This is a genomic window from Saccharibacillus sp. O23 (assembly GCF_002205895.1).
Taxonomy (GTDB): Bacteria; Bacillota; Bacilli; order Paenibacillales; family Paenibacillaceae; genus Saccharibacillus.
Map to the genome: position 1 here is coordinate 328,148 of NZ_NJDE01000003.1, position 24,341 is coordinate 352,488.

At 57.9% G+C, this 24,341-nt stretch carries 23 protein-coding genes; 12 read left to right on the forward strand and 11 right to left on the reverse strand.

Annotation, left to right across the window (positions count from 1 at the left end; all coding sequences use genetic code 11):
* Positions 1-29: 29 nt before the first annotated feature.
* The 7 genes from CDO73_RS05450 (at position 30) to CDO73_RS05475 (ending at position 6,409) form a co-directional block, all read left to right on the forward strand.
* Positions 30-335: an ArsR/SmtB family transcription factor gene (locus tag CDO73_RS05450; RefSeq protein ID WP_088487484.1), complete on the forward strand. Its 306-nt coding sequence runs from the start codon at positions 30-32 to the stop codon at positions 333-335.
* Positions 286-1,209: an AraC family transcriptional regulator gene (locus CDO73_RS05455; protein ID WP_256972589.1), complete on the forward strand. Its 924-nt coding sequence runs from the start codon at positions 286-288 to the stop codon at positions 1,207-1,209. Before CDO73_RS05450 ends, CDO73_RS05455 begins: the two co-directional genes overlap by 50 nt.
* Positions 1,179-1,466, forward strand: a complete 288-nt coding sequence (locus CDO73_RS26420) for a hypothetical protein (RefSeq protein WP_143536074.1) — start codon at positions 1,179-1,181, stop codon at positions 1,464-1,466. Before CDO73_RS05455 ends, CDO73_RS26420 begins: the two co-directional genes overlap by 31 nt.
* 82 nt (positions 1,467-1,548) lie before the next feature.
* Positions 1,549-2,505: a glycoside hydrolase family 43 protein gene (locus CDO73_RS05460; protein WP_088487486.1), complete on the forward strand. Its 957-nt coding sequence runs from the start codon at positions 1,549-1,551 to the stop codon at positions 2,503-2,505.
* Positions 2,506-2,637: 132 nt separating this feature from the next.
* Positions 2,638-4,386, forward strand: coding sequence for a type 2 periplasmic-binding domain-containing protein (locus CDO73_RS05465; protein ID WP_179218590.1), 1,749 nt, complete (start codon positions 2,638-2,640; stop codon positions 4,384-4,386).
* A 133-nt stretch (positions 4,387-4,519) separates the two neighbouring features.
* Positions 4,520-5,488, forward strand: coding sequence for an ABC transporter permease (locus CDO73_RS05470; protein WP_088487487.1), 969 nt, complete (start codon positions 4,520-4,522; stop codon positions 5,486-5,488).
* Positions 5,489-5,506: 18 nt separating this feature from the next.
* Positions 5,507-6,409 (forward strand): carbohydrate ABC transporter permease, encoded by a 903-nt coding sequence (locus CDO73_RS05475; RefSeq protein ID WP_088487488.1) that lies wholly within the window; start codon positions 5,507-5,509, stop codon positions 6,407-6,409.
* Between the two features lie 121 nt (positions 6,410-6,530).
* Here the strand turns inward: CDO73_RS05475 and CDO73_RS05480 are convergent, their stop codons facing one another.
* The 9 genes from CDO73_RS05480 to CDO73_RS05520 form a co-directional block, all read right to left on the reverse strand.
* A complete protein-coding gene (locus CDO73_RS05480; protein WP_088487489.1) occupies positions 6,531-7,046 on the reverse strand; it encodes a DUF1453 family protein in 516 nt (171 codons plus the stop codon).
* A gap of 357 nt (positions 7,047-7,403) precedes the next feature.
* Positions 7,404-8,177: a response regulator gene (locus CDO73_RS05485; protein ID WP_088487490.1), complete on the reverse strand. Its 774-nt coding sequence runs from the start codon at positions 8,175-8,177 to the stop codon at positions 7,404-7,406.
* The gene (locus tag CDO73_RS05490; protein ID WP_088487491.1) at positions 8,164-9,381 is read right to left on the reverse strand and encodes a sensor histidine kinase; all 1,218 of its coding nucleotides are present in this window, start codon (positions 9,379-9,381) and stop codon (positions 8,164-8,166) included. The genes CDO73_RS05485 and CDO73_RS05490 overlap by 14 nt, the downstream gene beginning before the upstream one ends.
* 5 nt (positions 9,382-9,386) lie before the next feature.
* Positions 9,387-9,968, reverse strand: coding sequence for a GNAT family N-acetyltransferase (locus CDO73_RS05495; RefSeq protein WP_088487492.1), 582 nt, complete (start codon positions 9,966-9,968; stop codon positions 9,387-9,389).
* On the reverse strand, positions 9,968-10,429 hold the full coding sequence (locus CDO73_RS05500) for a MarR family winged helix-turn-helix transcriptional regulator (protein ID WP_088487493.1): 462 nt from the start codon (positions 10,427-10,429) through the stop codon (positions 9,968-9,970). The genes CDO73_RS05495 and CDO73_RS05500 overlap by 1 nt, the downstream gene beginning before the upstream one ends.
* A gap of 625 nt (positions 10,430-11,054) precedes the next feature.
* Positions 11,055-13,535, reverse strand: coding sequence for a carbohydrate-binding domain-containing protein (locus CDO73_RS05505; protein ID WP_088487494.1), 2,481 nt, complete (start codon positions 13,533-13,535; stop codon positions 11,055-11,057).
* Positions 13,536-13,591: 56 nt separating this feature from the next.
* The gene (locus tag CDO73_RS05510; protein ID WP_088487495.1) at positions 13,592-14,281 is read right to left on the reverse strand and encodes a DUF4956 domain-containing protein; all 690 of its coding nucleotides are present in this window, start codon (positions 14,279-14,281) and stop codon (positions 13,592-13,594) included.
* Positions 14,274-15,101 carry a polyphosphate polymerase domain-containing protein gene (locus tag CDO73_RS05515; protein WP_256972574.1) on the reverse strand — a complete coding sequence of 276 codons (828 nt, stop codon included), beginning with the start codon at positions 15,099-15,101 and terminating at the stop codon, positions 14,274-14,276. The genes CDO73_RS05510 and CDO73_RS05515 overlap by 8 nt, the downstream gene beginning before the upstream one ends.
* A 303-nt stretch (positions 15,102-15,404) precedes the next feature.
* Positions 15,405-16,121, reverse strand: a complete 717-nt coding sequence (locus CDO73_RS05520) for a hypothetical protein (protein ID WP_088487496.1) — start codon at positions 16,119-16,121, stop codon at positions 15,405-15,407.
* A gap of 153 nt (positions 16,122-16,274) precedes the next feature.
* Here CDO73_RS05520 and CDO73_RS05525 point away from each other — a divergent pair, with 153 nt between their 5' ends.
* Together CDO73_RS05525 and CDO73_RS05530 are read left to right on the forward strand one after the other, a co-directional pair.
* Positions 16,275-16,955 (forward strand): response regulator transcription factor, encoded by a 681-nt coding sequence (locus CDO73_RS05525; RefSeq protein WP_088487497.1) that lies wholly within the window; start codon positions 16,275-16,277, stop codon positions 16,953-16,955.
* A complete protein-coding gene (locus tag CDO73_RS05530) occupies positions 16,955-18,487 on the forward strand; it encodes a sensor histidine kinase (protein ID WP_088487498.1) in 1,533 nt (510 codons plus the stop codon). The genes CDO73_RS05525 and CDO73_RS05530 overlap by 1 nt, the downstream gene beginning before the upstream one ends.
* Before the next feature lie 521 nt (positions 18,488-19,008).
* Here the strand turns inward: CDO73_RS05530 and CDO73_RS27130 are convergent.
* A complete protein-coding gene (locus CDO73_RS27130) occupies positions 19,009-19,617 on the reverse strand; it encodes an SEC-C metal-binding domain-containing protein (RefSeq protein WP_088487499.1) in 609 nt (202 codons plus the stop codon).
* 63 nt (positions 19,618-19,680) lie between these two features.
* Entirely contained in the window at positions 19,681-20,274 is a 594-nt protein-coding gene (locus tag CDO73_RS05540; RefSeq protein WP_088487500.1) for a hypothetical protein, read from the reverse strand.
* A 209-nt stretch (positions 20,275-20,483) separates the two neighbouring features.
* Here CDO73_RS05540 and CDO73_RS05545 point away from each other — a divergent pair, with 209 nt between their 5' ends.
* The 3 genes from CDO73_RS05545 (at position 20,484) to CDO73_RS05555 (ending at position 24,317) form a co-directional block, all read left to right on the forward strand.
* A complete protein-coding gene (locus tag CDO73_RS05545; RefSeq protein WP_088487501.1) occupies positions 20,484-21,401 on the forward strand; it encodes a phosphatidate cytidylyltransferase in 918 nt (305 codons plus the stop codon).
* 218 nt (positions 21,402-21,619) lie between these two features.
* Positions 21,620-22,087: a hypothetical protein gene (locus tag CDO73_RS05550; RefSeq protein ID WP_088487502.1), complete on the forward strand. Its 468-nt coding sequence runs from the start codon at positions 21,620-21,622 to the stop codon at positions 22,085-22,087.
* Between the two features lie 628 nt (positions 22,088-22,715).
* The gene (locus CDO73_RS05555; protein ID WP_088487503.1) at positions 22,716-24,317 is read left to right on the forward strand and encodes an acyl CoA:acetate/3-ketoacid CoA transferase; all 1,602 of its coding nucleotides are present in this window, start codon (positions 22,716-22,718) and stop codon (positions 24,315-24,317) included.
* Positions 24,318-24,341: the final 24 nt, after the last annotated feature.

Consider the following 24,341-nt stretch of genomic DNA (forward strand, 5'->3'; position numbering starts at 1 on the left):
AAAAAGCGCCGCTATGCTACCCTACAACCATGAAAAATCTAACGATTCCCGCCGCTTCGGAAATGACGTTGACTGCCGTATGCGCCGCGCTCGGCGATCCGGTCCGCATGAAGATCGCCCGATGTCTCGCTCGCTCGGGAGAAAAAAACTGCTCGGGTTTCGAAGTCGGCCATCTCTCGAAATCCACGCTGTCCCACCATATCAAGATTTTGCGCGAGTCGGGCTTGATTCAGCCTCGTATTCAAGGCAAAGAACATTTCTATTCGCTGCGCAAAGAAGAACTCGATCGGCGTTTCCCCGGACTGGTCGCGATGCTGCTGGCCGAAGAAACGTAATAAGGGAGTCTCGGAGAAGAGGTCTCGGAAGATGGAGAACAAAGAAACGCAAGTGATCGACAGCATCGAGCGCTTCAAGCCCCACACGTTCAGCTTCGAGCGGGGCGAAGGACTGTTCATGTCCCATTCGCACGATTGCGACGAGCTGACGCTGATACTCGAAGGGCAGGGTTATTACAGCTCGCCGGAACAAAATATCAAGGTCAGCGCGGGCGACGTAGTGTTGATTCCGCCGAGGCTGCATCACGGCTTCGTGTGCACGGTGCCTTGGCAGGGCATTTCGGTGCATTTTCGTCATGATCGCCTGCCGGTGCACAGCCGCTATCCGTTCGGCGCTGCCGAACGGGAACCGAACCGTATCCTGCACGCGCGGCTGGAAGGCGAGGAACTGCGCTGGGCCGAGAGCAGCCTGTCGCAGTTGGAACGCGAATGGAGAGCCGACGACGGAGGCAGCGACGGCCGGCAGCTGATGCGGCTTGCGCTGGAAACGACGCTGCTGCTGTTTCGGCGCGGCCGATCTTGCGGCGCGCCGTCCGCCGCAGGAGACCGGAGTGTCGTGCAGGAAGTGCTCAAAGAGATCCATGCCCGCTACTACGCCGGCATCACGATCGGAGAACTGGCCGCCCGGCATTTCCTGTCGGAGAGCCATCTGCGCAAAAAGTTTACGGAAGCCATGGGGCTCTCGCCCAAGCAGTACATCATCAATCTACGATTGATGGAGGCCAAACGCCTGCTTCAGCAGACCGATCAAGCGATCGAAAGCATCTCGTCGGAAGTCGGCTTCACCTCTTCGAGCCGATTCTACGAACTGTTCGTCAAATCGGCCGGCATGACGCCGCTCGAATGGCGGAACGCGCATCGGCACGGCGGCTGAAGCCCGCCTCCGACAAGCGGCCGCGCATCGGCGCTTTTCTTGCTGCGCCTGTCCGTTTCCGAGAGACCGCCTTTGCAGGCGGTCTTTTCGGCGTGCGCTTTTTATCCGGTTTTGCCGATGCCCGCTCTTTTCCTTCCCGCCGAAAACGATCGTTTGCCGAGTCTTTTCCGACCGTCGAAAACGCTCAAAGCCTCTTCTTTTTCGATCCGGAAATGAAGCGTTTCCATAATTGTTTACTCCTTTTTTCTCCCAGATAATAGAAGGACCACCCGATCGGCACGCGCAGGAACGGCCGTGTGCGAAGATGGGGCGGAAGACCGACACATAAGGAGCAAGCCCATGACGAATCGCGTAACGTTTAGCAATCCGGTGGCCGCCAAAGCCGCCGACCCGTGGGTATACCGACATACCGACGGCTTCTACTATTTCATGTGCACGCGCGGCGATCGACTGGAGCTGCTGCGTTCGCGCAGGCTGACGGACATCGCGAGCGGCGAGCGGCGCACGGTCTGGAGACCCGAACCCGGCGGACGCTACAGCCATCACCTGTGGGCGCCCGAGATTCATCATTTGGACGGCAAATGGTACATCTACTACACCGCCAACGACGGCGGAGGCGACGATACCCGGCAGGTCTGCGTGCTGGAGAACGACGGCGCCGATCCGACGGAAGGCGAATGGCGCTGGCGCGGCGCGCTGCCGACTCCTTCGCCCGGATTGGACGGCTCGGTGCTGAAGCTTGGAGAATCGCTGTATTTCTTGTACGCGGGTTACGGACATTTTCCCGATTACGGCTCGGCGATCTACATCATGAAAATGGACAACCCGTATACCTTGAGCGGCGGCGAACAGGTGCTGCTGACCGCGCCTACGCTCGACTGGGAGAAACAAGGCGGCATGGCGATCAACGAAGGACCGGTGGTGCTGCATCGGGGCGGCCGGGTCTTCCTGATCTATTCCGCCAGCACGACTTGGTCGGAAGATTATTGTTTGGGCATGCTGACGATGGACGAGCAGGCCGATCCGATGGACGCCGAGTCTTGGATCAAATCGCCGCAGCCCGTTTTCCGCAAAAATCCCGAACAAGGCGTCTACGCCACCGGCCATAACAGCTTCACCGTTTCGCCGGACGGCAGCGAAGATTGGATCGTGTTCCATGCGCTGTCCGCGCCCGGGGAAGACACCGGCAATCGGGCCACGCGCATCCAGAAATTCGGTTGGCGCGCGGACGGAACGCCCGACTTCGGCATACCGCTCGGCGACGGCGCGGCGCTCGAACCGCCTTCCGGAGAATAAGGTTTCCGCCAAGCGGTCGAACGCCAAGATCCAAAAATACGTCCTGAATACCAAAAATCCGTCTCTTGTCCCCTTCATTTGGAAGCGTTACCATTTACACGAATATCAAATAAAAAAAGCAGGGGGATCGCCATGAATCTCAAAACATTCGGCAAACGCATGGGCCTTTTGGCCGCCGTATCCGCTCTCGCCGTATCGACGGCATGCAGCGGGGGCGGCGATTCTAAAGAAGCGGACGCTAAGAAAACCGACAGCACGGACACGGAAGCCGCCGGCAAAGCGCAGCAGGTCGCGTTCAAAGACATCGGCGGAGACATCCGCGGCAACGAGAAGCCGACTCCGGAGCAGATCGAGGAAGTCAACGGCACGCTCAACGATACATATCTCGGCGATATTTTCGACCAAAAGATTCCGAACGATTATTCCGCGTATCCCGTGAAGGGCGACGTGACGCTGGATGTCTGGATGCCGGCCAACGCCGACGTACCGGACATGAACAAGCAGGCCGTGCAGGATCAGGTCGAGAAGCTGACGGGCATCAAAGTCAATTTCATCACGCCGCCGGTCGGACAGGAAGCGGACGCGTTTACCTTGATGATCTCCTCGGGCGAGCTGCCAGACATCATCATCGATCCGGGCCGTTATCCGGGCGGGCTCGAAGCGGGCGTGAACGACGGCGCTTACCTCGACCTGACCGACTTGATCGAGAAAGACGCGCCGAACTACAACGCATGGCGCAATTCCGACGAGATGCGCCGCAAGACGACCGTCACCGACGACGGCCGCCTGCTCGGCTTCTACGGCATCGCGCCTTACTCCGAATGGATGTGGTTCGGCATGCTGATCAAGCAGGAAGCGCTCGACAAGACGGGGCTGGAAGTGCCGACGACGATCGACGAATGGCATACATTCCTGACCAAAGCCAAAGAAGTCGGCTACTCCGAACCGCTCAACTACGGTTCCAGCTACGGCCAACTGTTCACCGGCATCATCAACGGCGCTTACGGCGTCTGGGACTGGACCTTTATCGACAAAGACGGCAAAGTCCAATGGGGCCCGGCGCAGCCGAAAGCCAAAGAGTATCTGACCACGATGCAGCAGTGGAACAAAGAAGGCCTGCTGAACCGCGATTGGGCGACGGCGGACTTCAATCAACGCATGGCGACCGCGATCTCGGACAAAACGGCCGTCATGATGGATTCCCCGGATACGATGTGGAGCTATTGGAAACAGCAGAACGATTTCGACTTCGTCGGCGCGCCGAACCCGGTGTTGAACGAAGGCGATCAGCCGCAGGTCAGCTACAAGAACTTCATGCGGGCCGGCACGAACGCCGCGATCACCACGCAGGCCGAGAACGTCGAAGCGGCGATGGCGTTCCTCGATTTCGGTTACAGCAAAAAAGGCTGGGAGCTGCTGAACTACGGCGAATACGGCAAAGTCCATCTGATCGACAAAGACGGCAAACCGTATTTCCCGGCGGACAGCTACATTTACAAAGACCCGGAAGGCCAGCCGGTCGCCACGACGCTGCATAAATACCGGATGCACAACTGGCCGGATATCCGCGACGAGCACAATTCCAACCCGCTGATCGTGGCGGAAGGCAGCTACTCGGGCGATATCCGCAAAACGTGGACCGAAGAAATGGACGCGAGCGTCACTATGCCGCCGATCACCTTCACGCAGGAAGAAGCGTCGAGAGAAGCCGAACTCGGCAACCAGCTCTCTACGCTGCGGAACGAATATTTCGCCAAGATCATCATGGGCGAACTGCCGGTCGACGCTTACGACAAATTTTTGCAGGAAGCCAAAGCGATGGGGCTCGACGAGTTCCTGAGCCTGCATCAGGCGGCGCTGGACCGGTACAACCAGCGGTAAGCTCCGGCGTCTTTTCGCAAGATGCCGCATCAAGCGCGCGCACGCGGAGCGGCCGGTCTTCCCTTTCCCCGGGGCAGACAGGCCGTTCCGCCCGGCGGGCGCAACCGAATCCATACAAGGAGGTGACTGGCCGGTGCTTACGCTGCGCAAGAACAAGAAGGTCGGCGGAATCGCCGCCTCCGAACGCCCGAACGCGTCGCTGCTGATCAAGAAGGACGTTCGCAAAAACTGGTTCCCTTACCTGCTCGCGGTCCCCGTCATCGTCTGGTTCGTCGTATTCTGCTACGGCCCGATGTGGGGCATCCTGATCGCGTTCAAAGATTACAAGCCGCTGCTCGGCTTCTCGGAAAGCCCGTGGGTAGGCCTGAAGCATTTCGTCGATTTCTTTCAGGGTCCCTACTTCTGGCGGGTCGTCAAAAATACGCTGCTGCTCAATCTCTGGGGCATCGCCTTCGGCTTCACCGCCCCGATCGTGCTGGCGCTGCTGCTGAACGAGATCCGCAGCAAACTGTTCAAGCGCACCGTGCAGACGATCACCTACATGCCGCACTTCATCTCGCTCGTCGTCGTAGCGGGCATGATCCATATTTTTACCGCGGACGAAGGCATCATCACGCAGGCGCTCCAGTGGATTACGGGCAAAGAATACTCTTCTCTGCTCGGCTACTCGTCGATGTTCCGGCCGCTGTACGTCTTCTCGGGCATCTGGCAGAGCATCGGTTGGGAGAGCATCATCTATCTCGCCGCCATGGGTTCCATCGACTCGTCGCTGTACGAAGCCGCGGACATGGACGGCGCCAACCGTTTGCAGAAAATGTGGCATGTGACGCTTCCGCAGATCACGCCGACGATCGTCATCTTGTTCATCTTCGCGGTGGGCGGTCTGATGGCTTCCGGTTACGAGAAGATCATCCTGCTGTACAACCCGCTCACGTACGACACGGCCGACGTCATCGCGTCTTACGTCTACCGCCGAGGGCTGCGCGAAGCGAGCCTCAGCTATTCGACGGCCGTCGGATTGTTCAGCGCGGTCATCAACTTCGGCCTGCTGTGGGTGACGAACAGCATCGCCAGACGCAAATCCGAAGTCAGCCTGTGGTAGAAAGGAGCGCTTAACCTTATGGTCCATTACAAATCTTGGGGCAACCGGCTGTTCGACGGCGCGATCTATCTGCTGCTGACCGCGCTGACCCTGATGTGTCTGTACCCGATCGTGCATATCTTGTTCGCTTCGATGAGCGATCCGGGCCGGCTCGTCGCCCACAAAGGGCTGCTGCTCGCCCCGCTCGGCTTCACGCTCGACGGTTATAAGCTGATCTTCCGCGACAACGCCCTGCTCGTGGGCTACGCCAATACGCTGATCTATGTCAGCCTCGGCACCGCGATCAACATGGTCATGACGATCATGGGCGCGTACGTGCTGTCCCGGCGGGAGCTGTATTTCAAAAAGTACATCATGATCATGATCACCGTCACGATGTTCTTCGGCGGCGGACTGATTCCGTGGTTCCTGCTCATGAAAGACATCGGCCTCTACAACAATATCTGGGCGATGGTGCTGCCGGGCGCGATCAATACGTGGAACATGATCATCCTGCGTACGGGCTTCCAAGCGCTGCCGCAGGAACTCGAAGAAGCCGCGACGATCGACGGCGCGAGTCAGGCGCGAATTCTGGTTAGCATTCTGATTCCGCTGTCCAAAGCGACGCTCGCCGTTATTTTCCTCTACTATCTCGTCGGCAACTGGAACTCTTGGTTCAACGCGATGGTCCTGCTTCAAGACCGGGCATTGTTCCCGCTGCAACTGCTGCTCAAAGAAATCCTCGTCGCCAACGATACCAGCGCGGCCACGATGGGCAGCGCCGGCGGCGTCGTGATCGACAGCGCGGGCAGCGCCACCGCTTACCGCGAACTGGTCAAATACTGCACCATCGTCGTCTCGACGCTCCCGATCCTGCTGGTGTATCCGTTCTTGCAGAAGTATTTCGTGAAAGGCGTATACGTGGGATCGATCAAAGGATAAGCGAAACGCAAAGCGCGCCCGATCAGTCAGCGCAGGCGTCGCCGAAGCCAAACGAAAGGCCGGCTAACGGGAGTTTTCCCGTCGACCGGCCTTTGTTTTTTCGCGGCTCCGTCCATGTTCATTAAGCGTTCGCTCCCGACAGCGCTTCTTCGCGGGTCTGTCTGACCCGAATCAGCAGGCCGACGATCCGGACCAGCAGCATGGAACCGGCCATGAAGATGAACGCGGGGCCGATGATATACAGATTGAAATGATGGATCTGCGAGTATTCGTAAGCCGTTTTGCCGTGGCTCGTCACCCATTCGACCAGACCGATACGAAGAATGAAGATGATCGACAGTACGCCTACGCTGGCGATGCCGTTCGTGATGTACGTCTTGCCGGATTTGCCGTCGTGTTCGATGCGGGACAGGGTCAGCAGCAGCGCGCCGATCAGAGCGCCGAAAGCGGCGGAAGCGACGAGCAGCCAGCCGTTGTTGCCGCCGCTCGGGATGTCCTTCAGATAAGTGGCGCCGAAGTAGCTCATGACGGCGATCGGCAGAAGCAGCCGGATCGGGTTGAAGGCTTTGCGGCCGAACGTGCTCCACGTCAGCAGGGCGAAAATGGCGAGCGTCGAAATCCAAGTTGCGGTTGTCATGGTTTGTTGCCTCCTCGTTTGTGTTCGTCTTGGGATGTCTATATCTTATCCCGGACCGGGAGGCGCGGCGTCCACCGACAGATCGGTTATGCCGGATACGCAGGATCAACCCATAGGTGGATGCGCGGCGGACGAAGATCGGTTATCCACAGTCGAAAAGAGATGTTTCTCACCCTTCTTAGCGGGTTCCGTACGTTATCCACACTGTGAATATCTTTCTGCCGCACGTCATCCACAGGTACGGAGCGGATCGCATACCTGCTTGCACGCACGCAAAAAGGACCGGCCCTCGGCCGATCCTCGCTCCGTACTTCGGCTGTTCTTCCCTGCTCGACGTACCTCGTCTTCGCTTATCGCTTACTCGACCATCCCGCTGCGAATCGCGTACACGACGGCCTGCGTCCGGTCCTGCACGTCAAACTTCTGCAGAATGCGATGCACATGCGTCTTCACCGTACTCTCGCTGACGAACAGCTTCGCGGCGATCTCTTCGTTGCGCAGGCCGTACGCCATCTGCTGAAGCACTTCGATTTCCCGCGCGGTAAAAGGCTGAAGCAGCGCCGGGGCTTCGTTTGTCGCGCCGCCCGTCCGTTCGCGGCCGTCGGGACCGGACCGCTCCGCTTCCGCCGAAGCCGCCGGATTGTCTGCCGCGGCCCGCGCCGCTTCTTCCGCTTGACGCTGAAGCGCCTGCCCGATCAGCTTCGCGGCCAGCGCGGTGCGGAAGATCACTTCGCCGCGCAGCGCGGCGCGAACGGCGGCCAACAGCTCTTCCGGCTCGGTGTCCTTAAGCAGATACCCGATCGCCCCCGCGCGGATGCCTTCGAAGACGTATTCTTCCGTATCGAACGTCGTCAGGATCACGATCTTGCAATCCGGCAGCTTCGCCAGAATCCGCCGCGCCGCTTCGATGCCGTTGAACTGCGGCATCTGCACGTCCATCAAGATCAGGTCCGGCCGCTTGTCCAGCGCCGCTTCCACCGCTTCCGGGCCGCTGCCCGCTTCTCCGGCCACCACCAGATCCGGCTGCGCCCCGACGATGTATTTCATGCCCTGCCGCACGAGCGGCTGGTCGTCCACGAGCAGAATTTTCGCCCGGCCGTCCGGATTTGCGTCTCTCTCATCCTTGCTCATATTCGGCCTCCTTTTTCGAATCCGTCAGCGGCAGCGTGATATCGATCGCGATGCCGTGCGGCTTCCTCGCCGCGATCTCGCAGCTTCCGCCCGCGCCCTGGCATCGCTTGCGGATGCCGCCCAGCCCGAAGCCTTCCCGAATCGGTTCGCCGGGCGTCAGCACGCCGTCGTCGCGATAGTTCAGCAGAACTTCGGAAGCGTTCTGTTTGACCCGAATCTCGACCTTCCGTGCATTCGCATGGCGAATCGTGTTGGTGAGCGCCTCCTGCAGGCAGCGATAGAGCGCGGCCGCGACGCCCGGCGGCCATTCTTCGTGGCCCGCCCTTTCTTCCATGTCGAGTTCAATCTGCGGAACGCCTGGCGTCGAAGCCGTCTGCTGCACGAGACTGCGCAGCGAGATGAGCCCCGCGCCGCTGCCGTCGGCTTCCATGTTGTGCACGACGACGCGCACTTCCTGCAAGCAGGAGCGCGCCACGTCCAACACCGTGCGCACGATCTGTTCCGATTCCGCCGGGTCGCTCTTGAGCACGTAAGGCAGCGCTTGAAGCTGCACGATCACCGAAGTTAGCCGATGCCCGATACTGTCGTGAATATCTCTGGCGATCCGGCCGCGTTCTTCCAATACCGCGTAGCGAAGCGACTGCATCGTCGCGCGTTCCAGTTCTTCGTGCGCCCGTTGAAGACTGGCATGCGTCTCGGCCAATTCCGCATGCACGATCCGAAGTTCTTCGGTATGCCGCTGCTCTTCCAGACGTTTGGTCCGATTGATGCGGAACGTCCGCAGCAGCGCGTACATGCCCGCGTACATAAACAAATCTTGACGCAGCAGGCTTTCCCATGAAGCTTCTTCATGCCCGATCCGCAGCACGAAAGTGGTCAGGAAGATGCCGATCGCCAGCAAAGCGGATGCCGGCTCGACCATCAGCAGAGCGGTATAACTGATCAAGAAGCCCTGCAGGATCATGAGCAGCGTCGTATCTTGACCGAACAGCAGCCAATACCCGGCCGAGCACGCATAGAGTCCGCCCAGCAGCAGACCCAGACGCAGATTTCCCCGAATCAGAGGCGCGGCCGCCAGACCGCCGATCACCAGCACGCCCAACAGGCCCGCGGCCCAGCGTTCCGAGGTCGTGTCGGGCATCAGGCGCACGAACAAATAGAGCAGCACGATGGCGGAGAAAATCTGACCGCGACGAAGCCGCATTACATTCACCGAAAGTCCTCCTCTTTGGCCGATCCGTCTTGTTTGCTATAGCTTTCTTCGATTCTACCACAGCGCAAACGGCGAACCATGATCCAATCGGTCTGTTCTTCGTCGCCCATGAAGAAGGAATGCTCGCCTTCGCGCAAAAAGCCCAACCGCTCGTAGAAAGCCGCCGCGTCCGCGTTTTTCTCCCAGACGCCCAGCCAAAGCTTGCTTTTGCCCTGCTCTTCGGCCGCTGCCTGCGCCAGATCGATCAGCTTCCGGCCGAATCCACGGCGTTTGAACGCGCGGCGAATATAGATCCGTTCGATCTCCAGCGCCTCGTCGCCCATCGGTTCGGACTGCGCTTCCCCGACGTTCAGCTTCAGAAAACCGGCCGGTTCGCCGCCTTCTTCAAGCAGGTAAAAAGTCGAACCAAGACGATTCAGCTCGTTCGCCAACCGCTGTTCGTCGAATGCTTTTTCCAGATAAACCTGCATATTTTCCGGCTTGTTCTGAGCGGCGAACGTGTCGCCAAACGTCTCGATGCCGATCTCCCGCAGCGTCTGCAAGTCTTCGATCGTCGCGATTCGAATCGTAGTCGTCATTATTGTCCTCCGTATTCGCGTTTGCCGCCTTTTTTGACGAACTCCCAATCGACTTCGACGTTCGCGCGAATCTTCCGCAGCAGTTCGAGCGCCGTCTTCGCTTCGCGATCCGACAGCCCCGCCAATGCCACGTTTTCGGAATGGTCGTTCTCCCGTTTGATCAGCGGATACGTTTCTTCGCCTTTGGCGGTCGGGAACAGCTTCTTGATCTTGCGGTTGAGCTCGTCGTCTTTTTTCTCGATAAAACCGTTCTGTTCGAGCTTCTGGATCGCCCTTGCCGCCGTCGTCCGGTCCACCTTGATCATCTCGGCCAGCTTCTCTTGAATGATGCCGGGATGCTCGCAGATCCGCACCAGATACAGATACTGCCCTTTCGTCAGCTCATGCGCTTTGAACTCGATATTGCTGATCGAATCGAGCGCTCTCGCGATCATGCCGATCTCCCGCAGAATTTCCGTCATGCTTCGTTCACCTCGTTTGTTCGGGACGCGTCTGCCGCGCGGTCCGTGATCTTCTTCGAAATATAATAGATTTTTGTTGTATTTGCAACATTAAAAATTCGATGCCGAACAAACTGTCGAGAGCGGTAGGCGTTCTTCGGCAGGTCGAGTTGATGGCTCGGGCCTCGCTTCACGACCGGGGTCTGTTAGTAGCGGTACGGCCGATCGACAATCCGGTCGCACGGAAGAAGAAGCCATCTTGCACTTTTTACAACCTGATGCTTATAAAACGCGTGTTGGTGCGTCGATCTTGCAGTTTCTGCAACATGTTGAGGCGAACGGTACGTTTCCGAGCGGATTGTAGGCCGGAATGTTGTAAAAAGTGCAGCTTCACTCGGTAAAAAGGGCTATTCGTGTGCTTTATGTTGTATATGGTGCAACTTCGGAGCGGCAGCTTGTAAAAAGAGACCCTTTCCCGATAAGGGAAAGGGCCTCGAAATGAAGTGTCGAGAAGGCTAGACGCGGCTAGCAGCGAGACGACGGAGAAAGCCATTTCGGAAAGAAACCTACACCAACGAATTTGTCTCATAGTCGGCGTTCCTCTTCCTCCTGTGGCCAAGCCGCTCTCGGAGCGCAGCCTCCGAAATCACTCCGCGCTTGTCGTCGTACCGGACGTGCTCGTCGACTGCGTCCCCCGCGGGCCGCGGGTCGTGCCGTCGCCGCCCATCCCGCCGCCGAATCCGCCCATGCCGCTCGGGGCGGTCGTCACGCCCGAGGCGTCGACCCACGTCGTCGCTTCGTCGGCCGAGAACGCGAAGGTCGTATAGGCCGTACCGCCGCTGTACGCGCCGCCGGTATACAGGCCGTCGAATACGCTGCCCGTCGACGCGCCGCCGGTCGAGACGGTATACGTCTCTCCCGCTTTCAGCGCGGAAGAGCTGACGACGACCGAACTGAACGACTTCGCCGGAGCGAAGGTCAGCACGTCGTTGCCCTCCGCGTCTTCGACGTGTACCAGCGTGCCCGCCGCCAACGTCTGGGCGAACGTGATGCCGAGCGAGCGCTGGCTCGACGCCGCCGAAGGCGCTTGCGCCATGCCGGAGCTGCCGGCGGCGATCAGAGAGCCGCCGCTGATCGCGAACGTGCCGTCGTAATCCAGCGGCCCGTTGCCGTTGTCGGTCGGTCCGTTCACGATGACCGTTCCGCCGGTCATCGTGACGGAACCGTTGGAATCCAGACCGTCGCCGCCCGCGTTGACGGTCAGCGTGCCGCCGCTGATGTTCAGCATGGCATTGCTGGCAGCCATCATGCCGCCGCCCATGCCGCCCGGCATCATGGTGCTGCCGGGAGCTTGGGACGCGGACGAAGTCGCGTCCGTCTGCGCCGTTGTCGTGCCGCCGGCCGACGAACTGCCTGCCGCGCTTGTCGACGCAGCGGATTGCGTCGACGCGTTCGCTGCGGCGGCGGACGAAGTCGCCGCGCTGCCGCTTGTGGAAGGCGACGGGCTTGCCGTCGTCGAAGACCCTGCGGCAGCCGAGGCGTTCGCGGCAGCATCGGCCGCGCCGTTAGTCGCAGTCACGGCGGACGGATCGTCGCCGGACGCGTTCACGCCGTCGTCGGAAGCGGTGACGTCGATGTCGCCGCCCTTGACGTTGATCACGAAGCCTTCCAGCGCTTCGTAGCTGTCGGAGACCGCGATCTTGCCGCCGGACAGTTCCAGTACGGCGTCGGCATGGAAAGCGTCGTCGCCGGTCTTCACGGCGAACGTGCCGCCCGCGATGTTGACGTTGCCGTTGCTGTGCACGGCATCGTCGGCCGAATCGATCGTGAACGTGCCTTTGTTCACGACGAGTTCGGTACCGGCCTTGAGCGCCTTCATGCTGTCGGTTGTCGTTTCTTCGGTCGTGGCGGAGTCACTTGCCGTCGTCGAAGCGGTGCTGCCGCCCGTCGCGGTTGCCGCCGAACCCGTCGGCGGCGTCATCGCCGTGCCGTCCGCGTTCGTCGGAGACGTCATCGGCGTGCCGTCCGCGTTGTTCGGCATCTCGCCCGGCGTCCAACCTTCCGGCATCTGGCCGCCGAAGCCGCCTCCGCCCATACCGCCGAATTCGTCGGTATGTTCCGGCCCGTTTTCGTAACCGCCGCCGGTCGTGATCGTGAACGTTCCGCCGTCCACGACCAGCGCCGTCTCCGCCTGGATGCCGTCGTTGGCCGCCGTGATATCGAAGCTGCCGCCGGAGATCGCGACGAAGCCTTTTGCCGTATTGCTATCGTTGTTCGACTTAATCCCATCGCCGCCTGCTGTCACCTTAAACGTGCCGCCTTCGATCACCACGCGGTCTTTACCGACGATCGCGTCGTCTGCCGCCTTAACCGTGATCTTGCCGCCGACGATATTCAGATTGTCTTTGCTGTGGATGCCGTCTTGGTAGCGGCCTGTCACGTTCAGCGCTCCGGTCCCGTTGATCGTCAGATTCGCTTTGCTGTAGATCGCCGCATCCGTCGCAGGTTCGGTGTCGCCGTCCGCTACCGCATAATCCGCAGCATCGGCAAACGTATTGGTCGTGCCCGCCGACAGCGTCACGATCACTTTATCCGCCGATTTCACATAGAAAGGCGAAGTCGAATCGTTCGATACCGTCGCGCCGCGCAGTACGATATGCACGTCGTCGGTATCGGCTGCATCCACCACGATCTGGCCGTCCGTCAGTTTGCCGCTGATCACGTACGTACCGGCTTTGGAGATCGTGACCGTGCTGCCGGAAGCTTTGGCCCCCGAACCGCTGACCGACGCCGACGCGCCGCTCAGTTTGATCGTCGTGTACGTGCCGGTGCTCCAAGCGGTGGCGTAATCTTTGGTTTTGAGCGTGACCAGATCGGAGACTTTCAGATCCGAAGCTGTCAGATTTGAAGCGGTAGAAGCGGTTCCTGTCGCAGCAGTCGAAGTCGTCGTCGAGTCGGAGGAAGCCGCGTTGATCAAATACCCGTTCGAAGCTTTCCATGTCAAGCCTTCCGCCGCGGCGGGCAGCACGGCTGCCGAAGTCAGCAGCACCGCGCCCAGCAGCCCGGCGGTCGCCATTTTGTTGTACATTTTGAATTTCGTTTTGTTTGTCGTTTTATTTTTTCTCATTAAGATCTCTTCCCTTCCGGAGTTCGAATGATCGTCGTGCAGGACCTTGTCAACGCTTAGTATTCCGCCGTTACGGGAGGAGCCATCGTCAGCGACAAATCAAGATTGCCGTTGCGGGTACGGATCGAATCGAGAAACGCTTTCTGGTTGACGTTCGGGTCCAGCGTGACGGAGTAGACGAGTTCGTACAGACTGCCGAGTTCCGTCGTGCGGATCTTTTTCAATTCATGCTGCACGCCGAACTTGGCGAATACTTCTTCGAACGCTTCTTCGTAGCCGAGATTTTCGGGAATGGTGACTTTGAGCGTCTTCTGCTGCGACTTGCGAATACCGAATTTGAAGCGGCTCAGGGCGAACATCAGGGCGCAGAGGATCACGGTGAACAATACCGCGTAGCCGAGCGAACCGACGCCGCAGGCCAGACCGGCCGCCATCGTGAACAGGACGTACGTGATGTCTTTGGGATCGCCCGCCGCGCTGCGGAAACGGATGATCGAGAACGCCCCGGCCAAGCTGAACGCGCGGGCCACGTTGCTGCCGATCATGAGGATGATGACGGCGACGACGATCGGGAGAATGACCAGCGTCAAGGTGAAACCCTGCGTGTAGGTGGTCTTGTTCGTTTTCATGTAGGTCAAGCTGATGATCGCGCCCAGAATGATCGCCAGGCCGATGGTCACCAGCGAGTTGGTCAGGGTCAGGTCGGTCGTACTCGTCGTCGCGCTGTTGAGGATAGAATCAAGCATATTGCACAATCTCCTTTTCGTTGGCTTGTTCGAAGTTCGGCAGGTCGCGAAGCGCGCCGACTTGAGGATTCGGATGAAGAGTCAGGTTCGGTTGCAGCTCGGTCAGCGCTCGGCGGCTCTTGACCAGCTTCTTGTATTCGTTGCCGTATTTGGAGAAACCGGTACGGTACAGACCGTGTTCGGACAGCATCTTGGACAGCCAAGCCGGCACGGTCTTCTCGGCTTTGACTTCCATCAGCCATTGTCCCGGTTCCATGAGCTGCTCGCCGTAATCGCCGCGTTCCAACTGCACGTCGTAACGGCGGCAGCGGATATTCGTATCGAAGGTGATCCGCAGATCGCGGCTGGTCTTGTCGAACAGCGCTTTGCGATCGTAAGACAGATACACTTTCGGCTCCAGATCGTAGAGACGGAGGAAATATTCGATCTCGTCCACGACCTGAGCGTTCATGTAAGGCTGAAGCTCCGGCGGCCGTCCGGTACGGACGAATTCGTACGCTTCGTTCAGTTTGAGCGCCGTACGGCGTTTGTTGACCAGACCGAACACTTTCTTTTTGATCTCCAGATACACTTTCGCGTCTTCGTGCGGTACGCCGTAAGCGCGAAGCCGAAGTTTCTCCTTGTATTTCGGTTTCGCGAGGCTCTGACGGATCAACGAATCGTGCGGAGTATCGAAATACAGATTGCTGATGGAATAGAATTCGTTCTTGTTGTATTCGTCTTTCTCCATATACTCCAGCAGCGCCGCGTAGATTCGTTCGTAAGCCGCATGATCCATCACATACTTGCTCTCGTACCGGTTGAAGACTTCGATCGCCATGATTCATCTTTCCTTTCGCTGTATGGTAGTACCCTTTCAACTCTTAATCAGAGGTTTACGTTTCACTGAAACGCACACGCTTCAAGTGCGATTCAGGGGAGCGTATCCCTACCTTTAGTGTTGACAAGGTACTAGTCGGTGTTCCCTTGCCATGTCTGTATCTTAGGCGGGCAACCTTTAGCGAATCTTAAAGATCGAGGGTTTTGTAAAAAGAGGGCCTTCGAATTTTACTTATCGTTTACAAATGACGGAATCCGCCCATCAAAAAAGAGAACCGGCACGCCGATCCTCTTCGCGATGCAGTTATGAAGTTGGCTCATCAAAATCGAAGTCGATGTGCGTACCGATATCTTCCAAGCCCAACTGCTTCATGACTTGTTTGAGCGTGATCGACGGATTTTTCGCTCTTTCGGCGATCAGCGTCTCCGACATCAGCATCATCTCTTCGTGCGTCGCCGCTCTTCCTTTCGCACCTTCGGACAGCACTTGTTGGATTTCTTCGTCCGTCATGAACGGGTTCCGATTCCATTCCTCGTTCTTATATCGCTCGAACTCGTCCCGTTCTACGGTGACGTTCTGTTCGTCTTTCTCTTTGAGGAAACGCTGCACGCGCATGACCCGAAGAGGGATTTCTGAGCCTCCCGCTCCCGAACGGTCGATCGCCCACGTTTCATTTTTTAACAGCAGAAGCGTAAATTCGATAAATTCGTCCCAATCTCTTCGAATACACTTTTCCAAAATGGCGATGCTGGAATGCAAAGCTTTCAATTCGTCCACACGAATATCCGGATTCCGCGCGTACTCCAGCAGCTTCGATTCGAACAAAACGCGATAGTCCGCAAACTTGCCGCCTTGCCGTAACAAGTTCACGCTGCTTCTGATAAAATCCGCGACCTCGGCAGAAACCACCGTTCGCAGCCGAGACCCGATCTCGTTGTAATCCACCCTCGTTCTGCGCAGCAAATACAGAAAGTAGCTCAGTTCGATGACGATTTCGCTTAATACGGGTTCTTTTTTCATCCTGCGCCTCCCGAATCCCTTTATTTGGAAACTTAACACATGAACCTTGATTCCGTATAGCCCGAATCCTTAAGGTTGATTAAAGGGTTTCCCGATATAATGAGGACAAAGGCAAAACGACGACGATTTCCAACAAAAACAGAGGGTGACGATATGAGAATATTGATCGTGGAAGACGAACAGCATCTGGCGGAAGCTTTGTCTCAAATTTTGAGAAAAAACAACTATTCGGTCGACGTCGTGCATGACGGCGAAGACGGCTTGGATTATGCGCTCAGCGACATCTATGATCTGCTGCTGCTCGATATCATGCTGCCGGGGCGCGACGGGATCAGCATTCTCAAGACGATCCGCGGCAAAGGCATGTCCGTGCCGGTTATCCTGCTCACCGCCAAAGGCGAGACGCCGGACAAGATCGCCGGACTCGATTACGGGGCCGACGATTACGTGGCGAAGCCTTTCTCTTCCGACGAACTGATGGCGCGAATCCGGGCGGCGCTGCGGCGTAAAGGCGAAGTGATGCCGGAAGACGCGCTCAAATACGGCGATCTGGAATTGAATGCTTCGAACCCGAAGCTGACGGTAGGCGGCAAAGAGATCAAGCTGAATCCGAAAGAGTGCGAACTGCTGGAACTGCTGATCCTGCGCAAACAGTCGGTCACGTCGAAAGAGCAGATTATCGAGAAGCTGTGGGGATTCGATTCGGAAGCGGAGCATAACAACGTGGAAGTGTACATCTCGTTTCTGCGCAAAAAGCTGAACTTCCTCGGTTCGCGGACGCGCATCACCACGATTCGGGGGATCGGCTACGTGCTGGAAGAGGACAAGTCCTGATGGGCGGCGACAGAGCGGCAAGCACGTCGGCGAATCCTTTGTTCAAAAAGCTGCGCGACCGTTTTCTGATCGTCAATCTGACGACCATCGTGGTGATCATGTCGGTGGCGTTCGCCAGCATCTACATCATTACGTACCGGCAGGTTCAGGGCGAGATCGGGATGGACCTCGATCGAACGGCCGGAACGTATCGAAGCGGCGGGAATCCGCCTTTTCATCAGGGCGGCGGAAGCGGAAATGCGGGGAATGCCGGAAGCTCGAACGCGGCGGGAACGAACGCGAACGGCGAGGGCTCGACGGACAGCTCTTCGTCCGGCAGCGGTTCGGGCAGCGCGGCGAATCCGAACGGCGGATCGGAAGCTGCGAACGAGAGCGGCTCCGGAGAGACTTCCGGATCGGCAGGATCGTCCGGTTCGGCCAGTGCCGGCGATGCGCGAGCGAACGGATCGTTCGACGGCAGCGACAAACCGCCGACCGGCGCGTTCGGCGAGAACGGCCCGCCGGACCGGTCGGTCTCGTTCATGATGCGCACCGACGCTTCGGGCGCGCTGACGGAGACCCAATCGCGCTTCAGCAGCTTGACCGAAGACTTCTACGCTTCCGCGCTCGCGCTGGCGCAAAAATCGGATCGGAACCGGGGCGACTTCACGCTGGACGGCAGCCGCTGGACGTTCATGCGGATGCCGTCCGATAACGACACCACCATGTACGTGTTTATCGACACGACTTCGCGCCAAGAGATTCTGAAGACGCTGATTTATACGTTCGCGGCCGTAGGCGTGGCGATGCTGATCGTGCTGTTCTTCTTCAGCCGTTTCTTCGCCAACCGGTCGATCCGCCCGGTGAGGGAAGCGTTCGATAAGCAGAAGCAGTTTATCGCGGACGCTTCGCACGAACTCAAGACGCCGCTCGCGGTCATCAACACCAACGCCGACGTGCTGCTGGCGAACGGCGACGAGAGCATTCGCAGCCAGGAGAAATGGCTGCGCTACATCAAGTCGGAGACCGAACGTATGGCGAAGCTGACCGGCGATCTGCTCTATCTGACCGAGATGGACGACTCGCGGCCGGGCATGGTACAGGCTCGTTTCGATCTCAGCGACGCGGTCGAGAACGTGATGCTGACGATGGAAGCCGTCGTCTTCGAGAAAGACCTGTCGCTCGATTACGAGATCGAGCCGGGGCTGTCGCTCGTCGGCAGCCGCGAGCAGATCGTGCAGGTTACGATGATCCTGCTCGACAACGCGATCAAATACGCGAATCCGCGCGGCCGCATCGACGTCTCGCTGAAGCGCGAGCACGGCGAGATTCGCCTCGCCGTCAGCAATACCGGCGAAGGCATTGCCGCCGAACATCTGCCGCGCGTGTTCGACCGGTTCTACCGGACGGACAAGTCCCGCACCCGCTCGCAGGGCGGTCACGGCTTGGGTCTGGCGATCGCGAAGTCGATCGTGGAGCAGCACAAAGGCCGCATCTCGGTCAAAAGCACGGTCGGCGAGCAGACGACGTTCAGCGTGCATTTTCCGGCTTGAAGACCGGCAGCCTGCACCGGAACACGGAATGTCGGCACGGGAACGCGAAATGCCGTTCCCGCTACCGTTGCCGTTGCCGCCGCCGTGCGGCTGTTCCTAACTTCTAACGGCGAAACCGGGAAATGCTGCATAAATCCATCATTTTCGTCGAGGACAAGCGCGTAAACCAAAAAATGTTGCATAAATCCATCATTTCGGCCGATTTTCGTTCTTTCGAACGCTAAAAAGCCGATTTTAATGGATTCTTGCAACATTTTTGCGTGTTAAGCGACTTTTCGCTTAATAATGATGGATTTTCGCAACATTCGGGACAGTGGCGCAGAGCCTTGCGTCTGCGCAAACGCGGCGCGGAGGCACGGAACGCTAGATCGGCCGCGGCCACGCAGCCCACGAGCCATTCGGGAGCGGCCCCGCTTCGAGGACCTCGCGCCTTTTTAACGCTCGCATTCCCTCTGGCTCTGAGCTATCCTCGGCTTTCACCGCCCGCGCCTCCGCCTCGCTCCAAGCTCCCCCGCAGCCTTTTACGCCCCGCTCGCCCCGGCTTCGACCAAGAACTCGAACCCGGCCTCTTCGCCGTCGCTTGCTCCGCTTTCCGAATCAGCCGCGTTCTCCGCCGCCGGCGTCAGCTTCCAATCTTTCAATCCGCCGGTTTCGTCCGTCGTCAGCACGGCTCCGGCGATCTTCGTTTCTTCGCCGATGCCTTCGGCCAGCGCGGCCGAAGCGAAAGCCAGCAGCGGACGCAGCGCGTCCTGCTCCTCGAATCCGCCGAGCACCAGTCCGCTCCAGATCCGGTTCGCCAGCGCTTCGAGCAGGCGGCGTTCCGTCGGACGGAAGCCTTCGCCGTAGCGGGTAAACGCGTGCAGCCGTCCGCTTTCCAAGTCTTCCAGCAGGTCGCCGGACAGATCCATCAGATCGGCATCCAGCGTTTCCGAACGTCCTTCCGCTTGCAGTCGGCCGTTCAGTTCCGCGAGGCGGCCCGTATAATAACGGCGAGGCGAGAAGTCCGCGTCGACCTGCTTGAATCCGGCGAACTTCGCGGAATCGACGAATTGCAGATCTTTATCGATGCAGCATTTTTTGTACTTTTTGCCCGAACCGCAGTAGCACGGGTCGTTTCTTCCGATTTTCAACGTACTCGCTCCTTTTTTGTGTAAACTTCCGAATCGCTCGGGGCCTTCATGCGGGCGTTGGCGTTACTCCGTCTCGACGCTTTCCGCCGCCGGCTCCTGCCGGTCCGCGGCCGCCGAATGTTCGTACGCCCGCAGCACGCCTTCGTACACCAGCGTCATCCGCTCGCTCTGCCGGAAATCGTCGGGCGTCACCAGCGCGGGCAGCTTGTTCCAGATCTTGATCCCCGAACGGGACAGAATCTCCGCCACGAACTGCGAACAGAAATACGAATTGCTGAACTCCACCGGTTCTTTGAACGCCACGCCGACGATGCCGAGCATATTGTAGAGATACTTTTCCCGGCTGCGGATAAACACGTTCAGCACCCGCCGCATCTTCTCCACTTCGCGCGGACTGACTTTCAGCTCGTAGATCACGCAGGTGGTGTTCGGATAACGGCTGAACGTGCCCGTGCGGATATCTTCCCGAACGAAACCGCCGTCGAGCGGATTGTACGGATTTTTCCGACCGAAGCTGTACAGCTCCGTCAATTCCCGGTCGAACGCGATCGACGCATGGTTGTACGGCGCGCGCGTATAGACCCGGATCATTCTGGTGAACAGCGTTCCCGTATTGGTAAGCAAAATATATACGGAGCGCATCTCCGCATCCGTCATCTGCAATTCTCCTCTCGGCGCGGCGCACAGGCGAATGGTTCCGGCTCGGCTGGGTTCGCACCGGCCCATGCGGGATTCGATGACGTTTCCCTTCGAAAAGGAGTGCGGGCAGCGGGCCGAGATTCGTATTGCGCCTATCGGAATGATTCCTATATGATAGCATACGTAAGCTCCCACGGATGCTATTTCAACCCTAAGTTGGTGATGATTTGTTCAGCTCATTCGTCGTTCTGCTGCTCGTGCTCACCGTGCTGATCGCCGCGAATCTGGTCTACGTCTTCGTCAGCCGCAACCAGCCGGGCAAAGATTATTCCACGATCGGTACCCGCATGAAGTCGTGGTGGGGCATGTTCTTCATCTTCGCGCTCGCCACTTTGTTCAGCAAGAACGTGTCGCTCGTCTCCCTGATGATCCTGTGTTTCTTCGCGCTTCAAGAGTATTTCTCGATGATTCGCGGCACGCGCAAAGCCGACCGGCGGCTGTTCCTCTGGGCTTACCTCGCCATTCCGGTGCAATTCTACTGGATCTACATCGGCTGGTACGGCATGTTCATCGTGTTCATTCCGCTGTACGTGTTCCTCGTGCTGCCGATTCCGAGACTGCTGGGCAAAGGCACGTTCGGCTTCCTACGCAGCGTCAGCTCGACCCAATGGGGATTGATGCTCATGGTGTTCGGTCTCAGCCATCTGGCCTACTTCCAGTTCGCGACGCCGGAATACGGAGGCGGGCTGGTGCTGTACCTCGTCGTGCTCACGCAGGTGAACGACGTGATCCATACCGTGATCTCGCTCTACGTCGGCCGCAAAAAAGTCGTGCCTACCGCCAACGCCTATCTGACGTGGGAAGGGTTCGTCGGCGCTCTCTTGGTCACGACCGGCGCTTCGCTCGCGCTCGCTCCGTACCTGACCCCGTTCGGCACGACCTCGGCGATCTGGTTCGGCGTGCTGCTGTCGTTCGCCGGATTCTTCGGCAGCCTGACCGTCTCCGTGCTGAAGCGCGATCTGTTGATCGGAGACGAAGACAAAGCCGCCACGTTGAAAAAAAGTTATTTAAGCCAGATCGACAGTCTCACCTACACGGCGCCCGTGTTTTTCCATGCGGTGCGATACTTCTTCGAGTTTATGTAAAAACAAAGCGTCAAAGCGATGGTTTTATACGCCGCTTTGACGCTTTTTGCGTTTAATCCGTAACTTCTTCGCTTTGACACACGTTTATTCAATATACGAATCGAAAAGGTTTTTTAATCTATTAATGTTTAAAATATGAATATATGTTTAAATTTATATAGTCGATTAAGACAAAACGATCTTACCTATCGAAATCGAAAAGAAAGAAGGCCAGAGTTATGAAAAAAACAATTGCCAGCATTCTCGCTACAGCTACTCTTTTGGGAACGGTTAGCGTTGCGGCGGCTGAAGAAGTCAAAGCTCCCGCGCTTCCGAATGGTCCCGTCTCCAGCTCGACTGCAGGAGGCTCCATTTCTGTTCAATCCGATCGGCAGGGTCCATTTATCGTCGGCATTACGGAAAATTCGTCAAATCGGCAGGCGACTACGCCTCAAGTCAACGGAAGAAATCGGAGCGGAAGTTATTCGATCACGATGGAATCTGGAAGCACGGGCATTTCCGCCGTCTTGCTGCAATCCAACGGAGGAGCCTGGACAGAGGTTCCCAATAGCTTTATCGAAGTCAACGTGACCAGCCCAAGCCTGAGCAAAACCAAAAGCGTCACCATGAAAAGCGGCTACTCGTACAAAGTGAAGCTGTCTGTAGGAACAGGACATTCGGGATCTGCTTCAATTAAAAATTTCTAACCCTTTAGACCGAAAGTTATATTCTAACACTGACGGACGCATACGCTCGCAATCGGGCGTATGCGTCTTTTTGCACTTTTTCGCTTGTTATCAAGCTCATATTCTGTCGTAAAAATGCCTTGCCGATACTGTTCATCGATTCGCCATATTTACGCAAACCTGCTTTTCCTGTATATGCGGCCATGTTTTGCGAATCGGACAGAAGGCAATTTTCGGCGACTGTGCGCCTGTCAGTCAATGCGGACAACTTCCGCTTGCACCTACCCGAACGTCCTTGCGCAAATCTGTTGCTTTTTTGCGACTGGAATAGACGTACTTTTCGGCCCTAAAACACTTGAAAAAGATCGTCATCCGACGTTATCGCAGGCAAAAATAAACCAGATACGCTATATGTTAGGTTTTAAGGAACGGTCAAAAACCTTACCTAGGCGTACTTCGTTGTAGAAAATCGCATTTTTGCTACACTTTTCTTCAAGTTTCCGATACATCTCCGCCCCCGTTGACGCTGCTTTTTTTCGGCGGTATTCTCCAAGTGAAAGGTTTCACATAACATATTGCAGAGTAAAGTGAACGAATTCACAAATCATGGATTCGCCAGCTTTTCATTTCGATAGAGGAGTGAGTGAATATGTCCAAAGTCATTACGGCCGCCGAAGCGGCAGCGCTCATCAAAGACGGGGATACGGTAGCGGCGAGCGGTTTCGGCCTCTCCTGCTGGGCGGAAGAGATGGGGATCGCGATCGAAGAACGTTTCTTGGAGAGCGGCGCGCCGCGCGATCTGACGGTCATCCACGCCAGCGCCGTCGGCAACCGTCGCGAGAAAGGCATGAGCCGTCTCGGTCACGAAGGATTGATCAAACGTTGGATCGGCGGGATCGCGATTGCTTCGCCGGGCATGGCGAAGCTGATCGAAGAAGATAAATGCGAAGCGTACAACCTTCCGCAGGGCGTCATCACGCAGCTGTTCCGCGAGATCGCGGCCAAACGTCCCGGCGTCATCACCAAAGTCGGTCTGGAGACGTTCGTCGATCCGCGGCTCGAAGGCGGGCGGATGTCGCCGTCTTCGAAAGAAGATCTGGTCAAGGTCATCGAGCTGGAAGGCGAAGAATGGCTCTTCTATAAGACCTTCCCGATTCAAGTCGCCTTGATCCGCGGCACGGTGGCCGACGAGAACGGCAATCTGACGTTGGAAAAAGAAGGCCTGCATATGGAAGTGCTGCCGATCGCCCAAGCGGTCCGCAACTCGGGCGGCATCGTGATCGCGCAGGTCGAGTCGGTCGCCAAGAACGGCACGCTGAGTCCGAAAGACGTCAAAGTTCCGGGCATCCTGATCGACCATCTGGTCATCGCGAAGCCGGAGAACCATTTCCAGACCGAGAACACGCAGTACAACCCGGCGTTCTCCGGTCAGATCAAAGTACCGCTCGAAGGCATCGAGACCATTCCGCTCGACGAACGCAAAGTCATCTCCCGCCGCTCCGCGGCCGAGCTTCAGCCGAACACGATCTTGAACCTCGGCGTCGGCATCCCCGTCAACGTCTCGACCGTGGCCGCCGAAGAAGGCGTGAGCGACCAGCTCATCCTGACGACGGAGGCCGGCTCGATCGGCGGCGTGCCGGCCGGACTCAAAGACTTCGGCCATGCTTACAACTCGGAAGCGATCGTCGATCACGATTCGCAGTTCGACTTCTACGACGGTGGCGGCATCGATCTCTCCGTATTGGGCCTGGCGCAGACCGACCGCTTCGGCAACGTCAACGTCAGCAAGTTCGGCACTCGCGTAGCGGGCTGCGGCGGCTTCATCAACATCTCGCAGGCGGCCAAGAAACTGGTCTTCGCCGGAACGTTCACCGCGGGCGGATTGGAGATCCGAGTCGAAGACGGCAAGCTGCATATCGTCAAAGAAGGCAAAGCCAAAAAATTCCTCAAAGACGTGCAGCAGGTGACGTTCAGCGGTTCTTACGCCGCGAAGGTCGGACAACCGGTCATCTACGTGACGGAACGCGCCGTATTCGAACTGCGCGGAGGCGTGATGACGCTGACCGAGATCGCGCCGGGCGTCGATCTTCAACGCGACATCTTGGAGCAAATGGAATTCGAGCCGGCGATCGCGCCGGATCTGAAATCGATGGACCCGGACATGTTCCGCGAATCGTGGGGCCGCTTGAAATCCATCATCGAAGGCCGCGAAGCGGCGCAAGTTCAACCCGAGCCGGTCACCGTCGGCTAACTTCCCATAACGAGGAGAGAACAA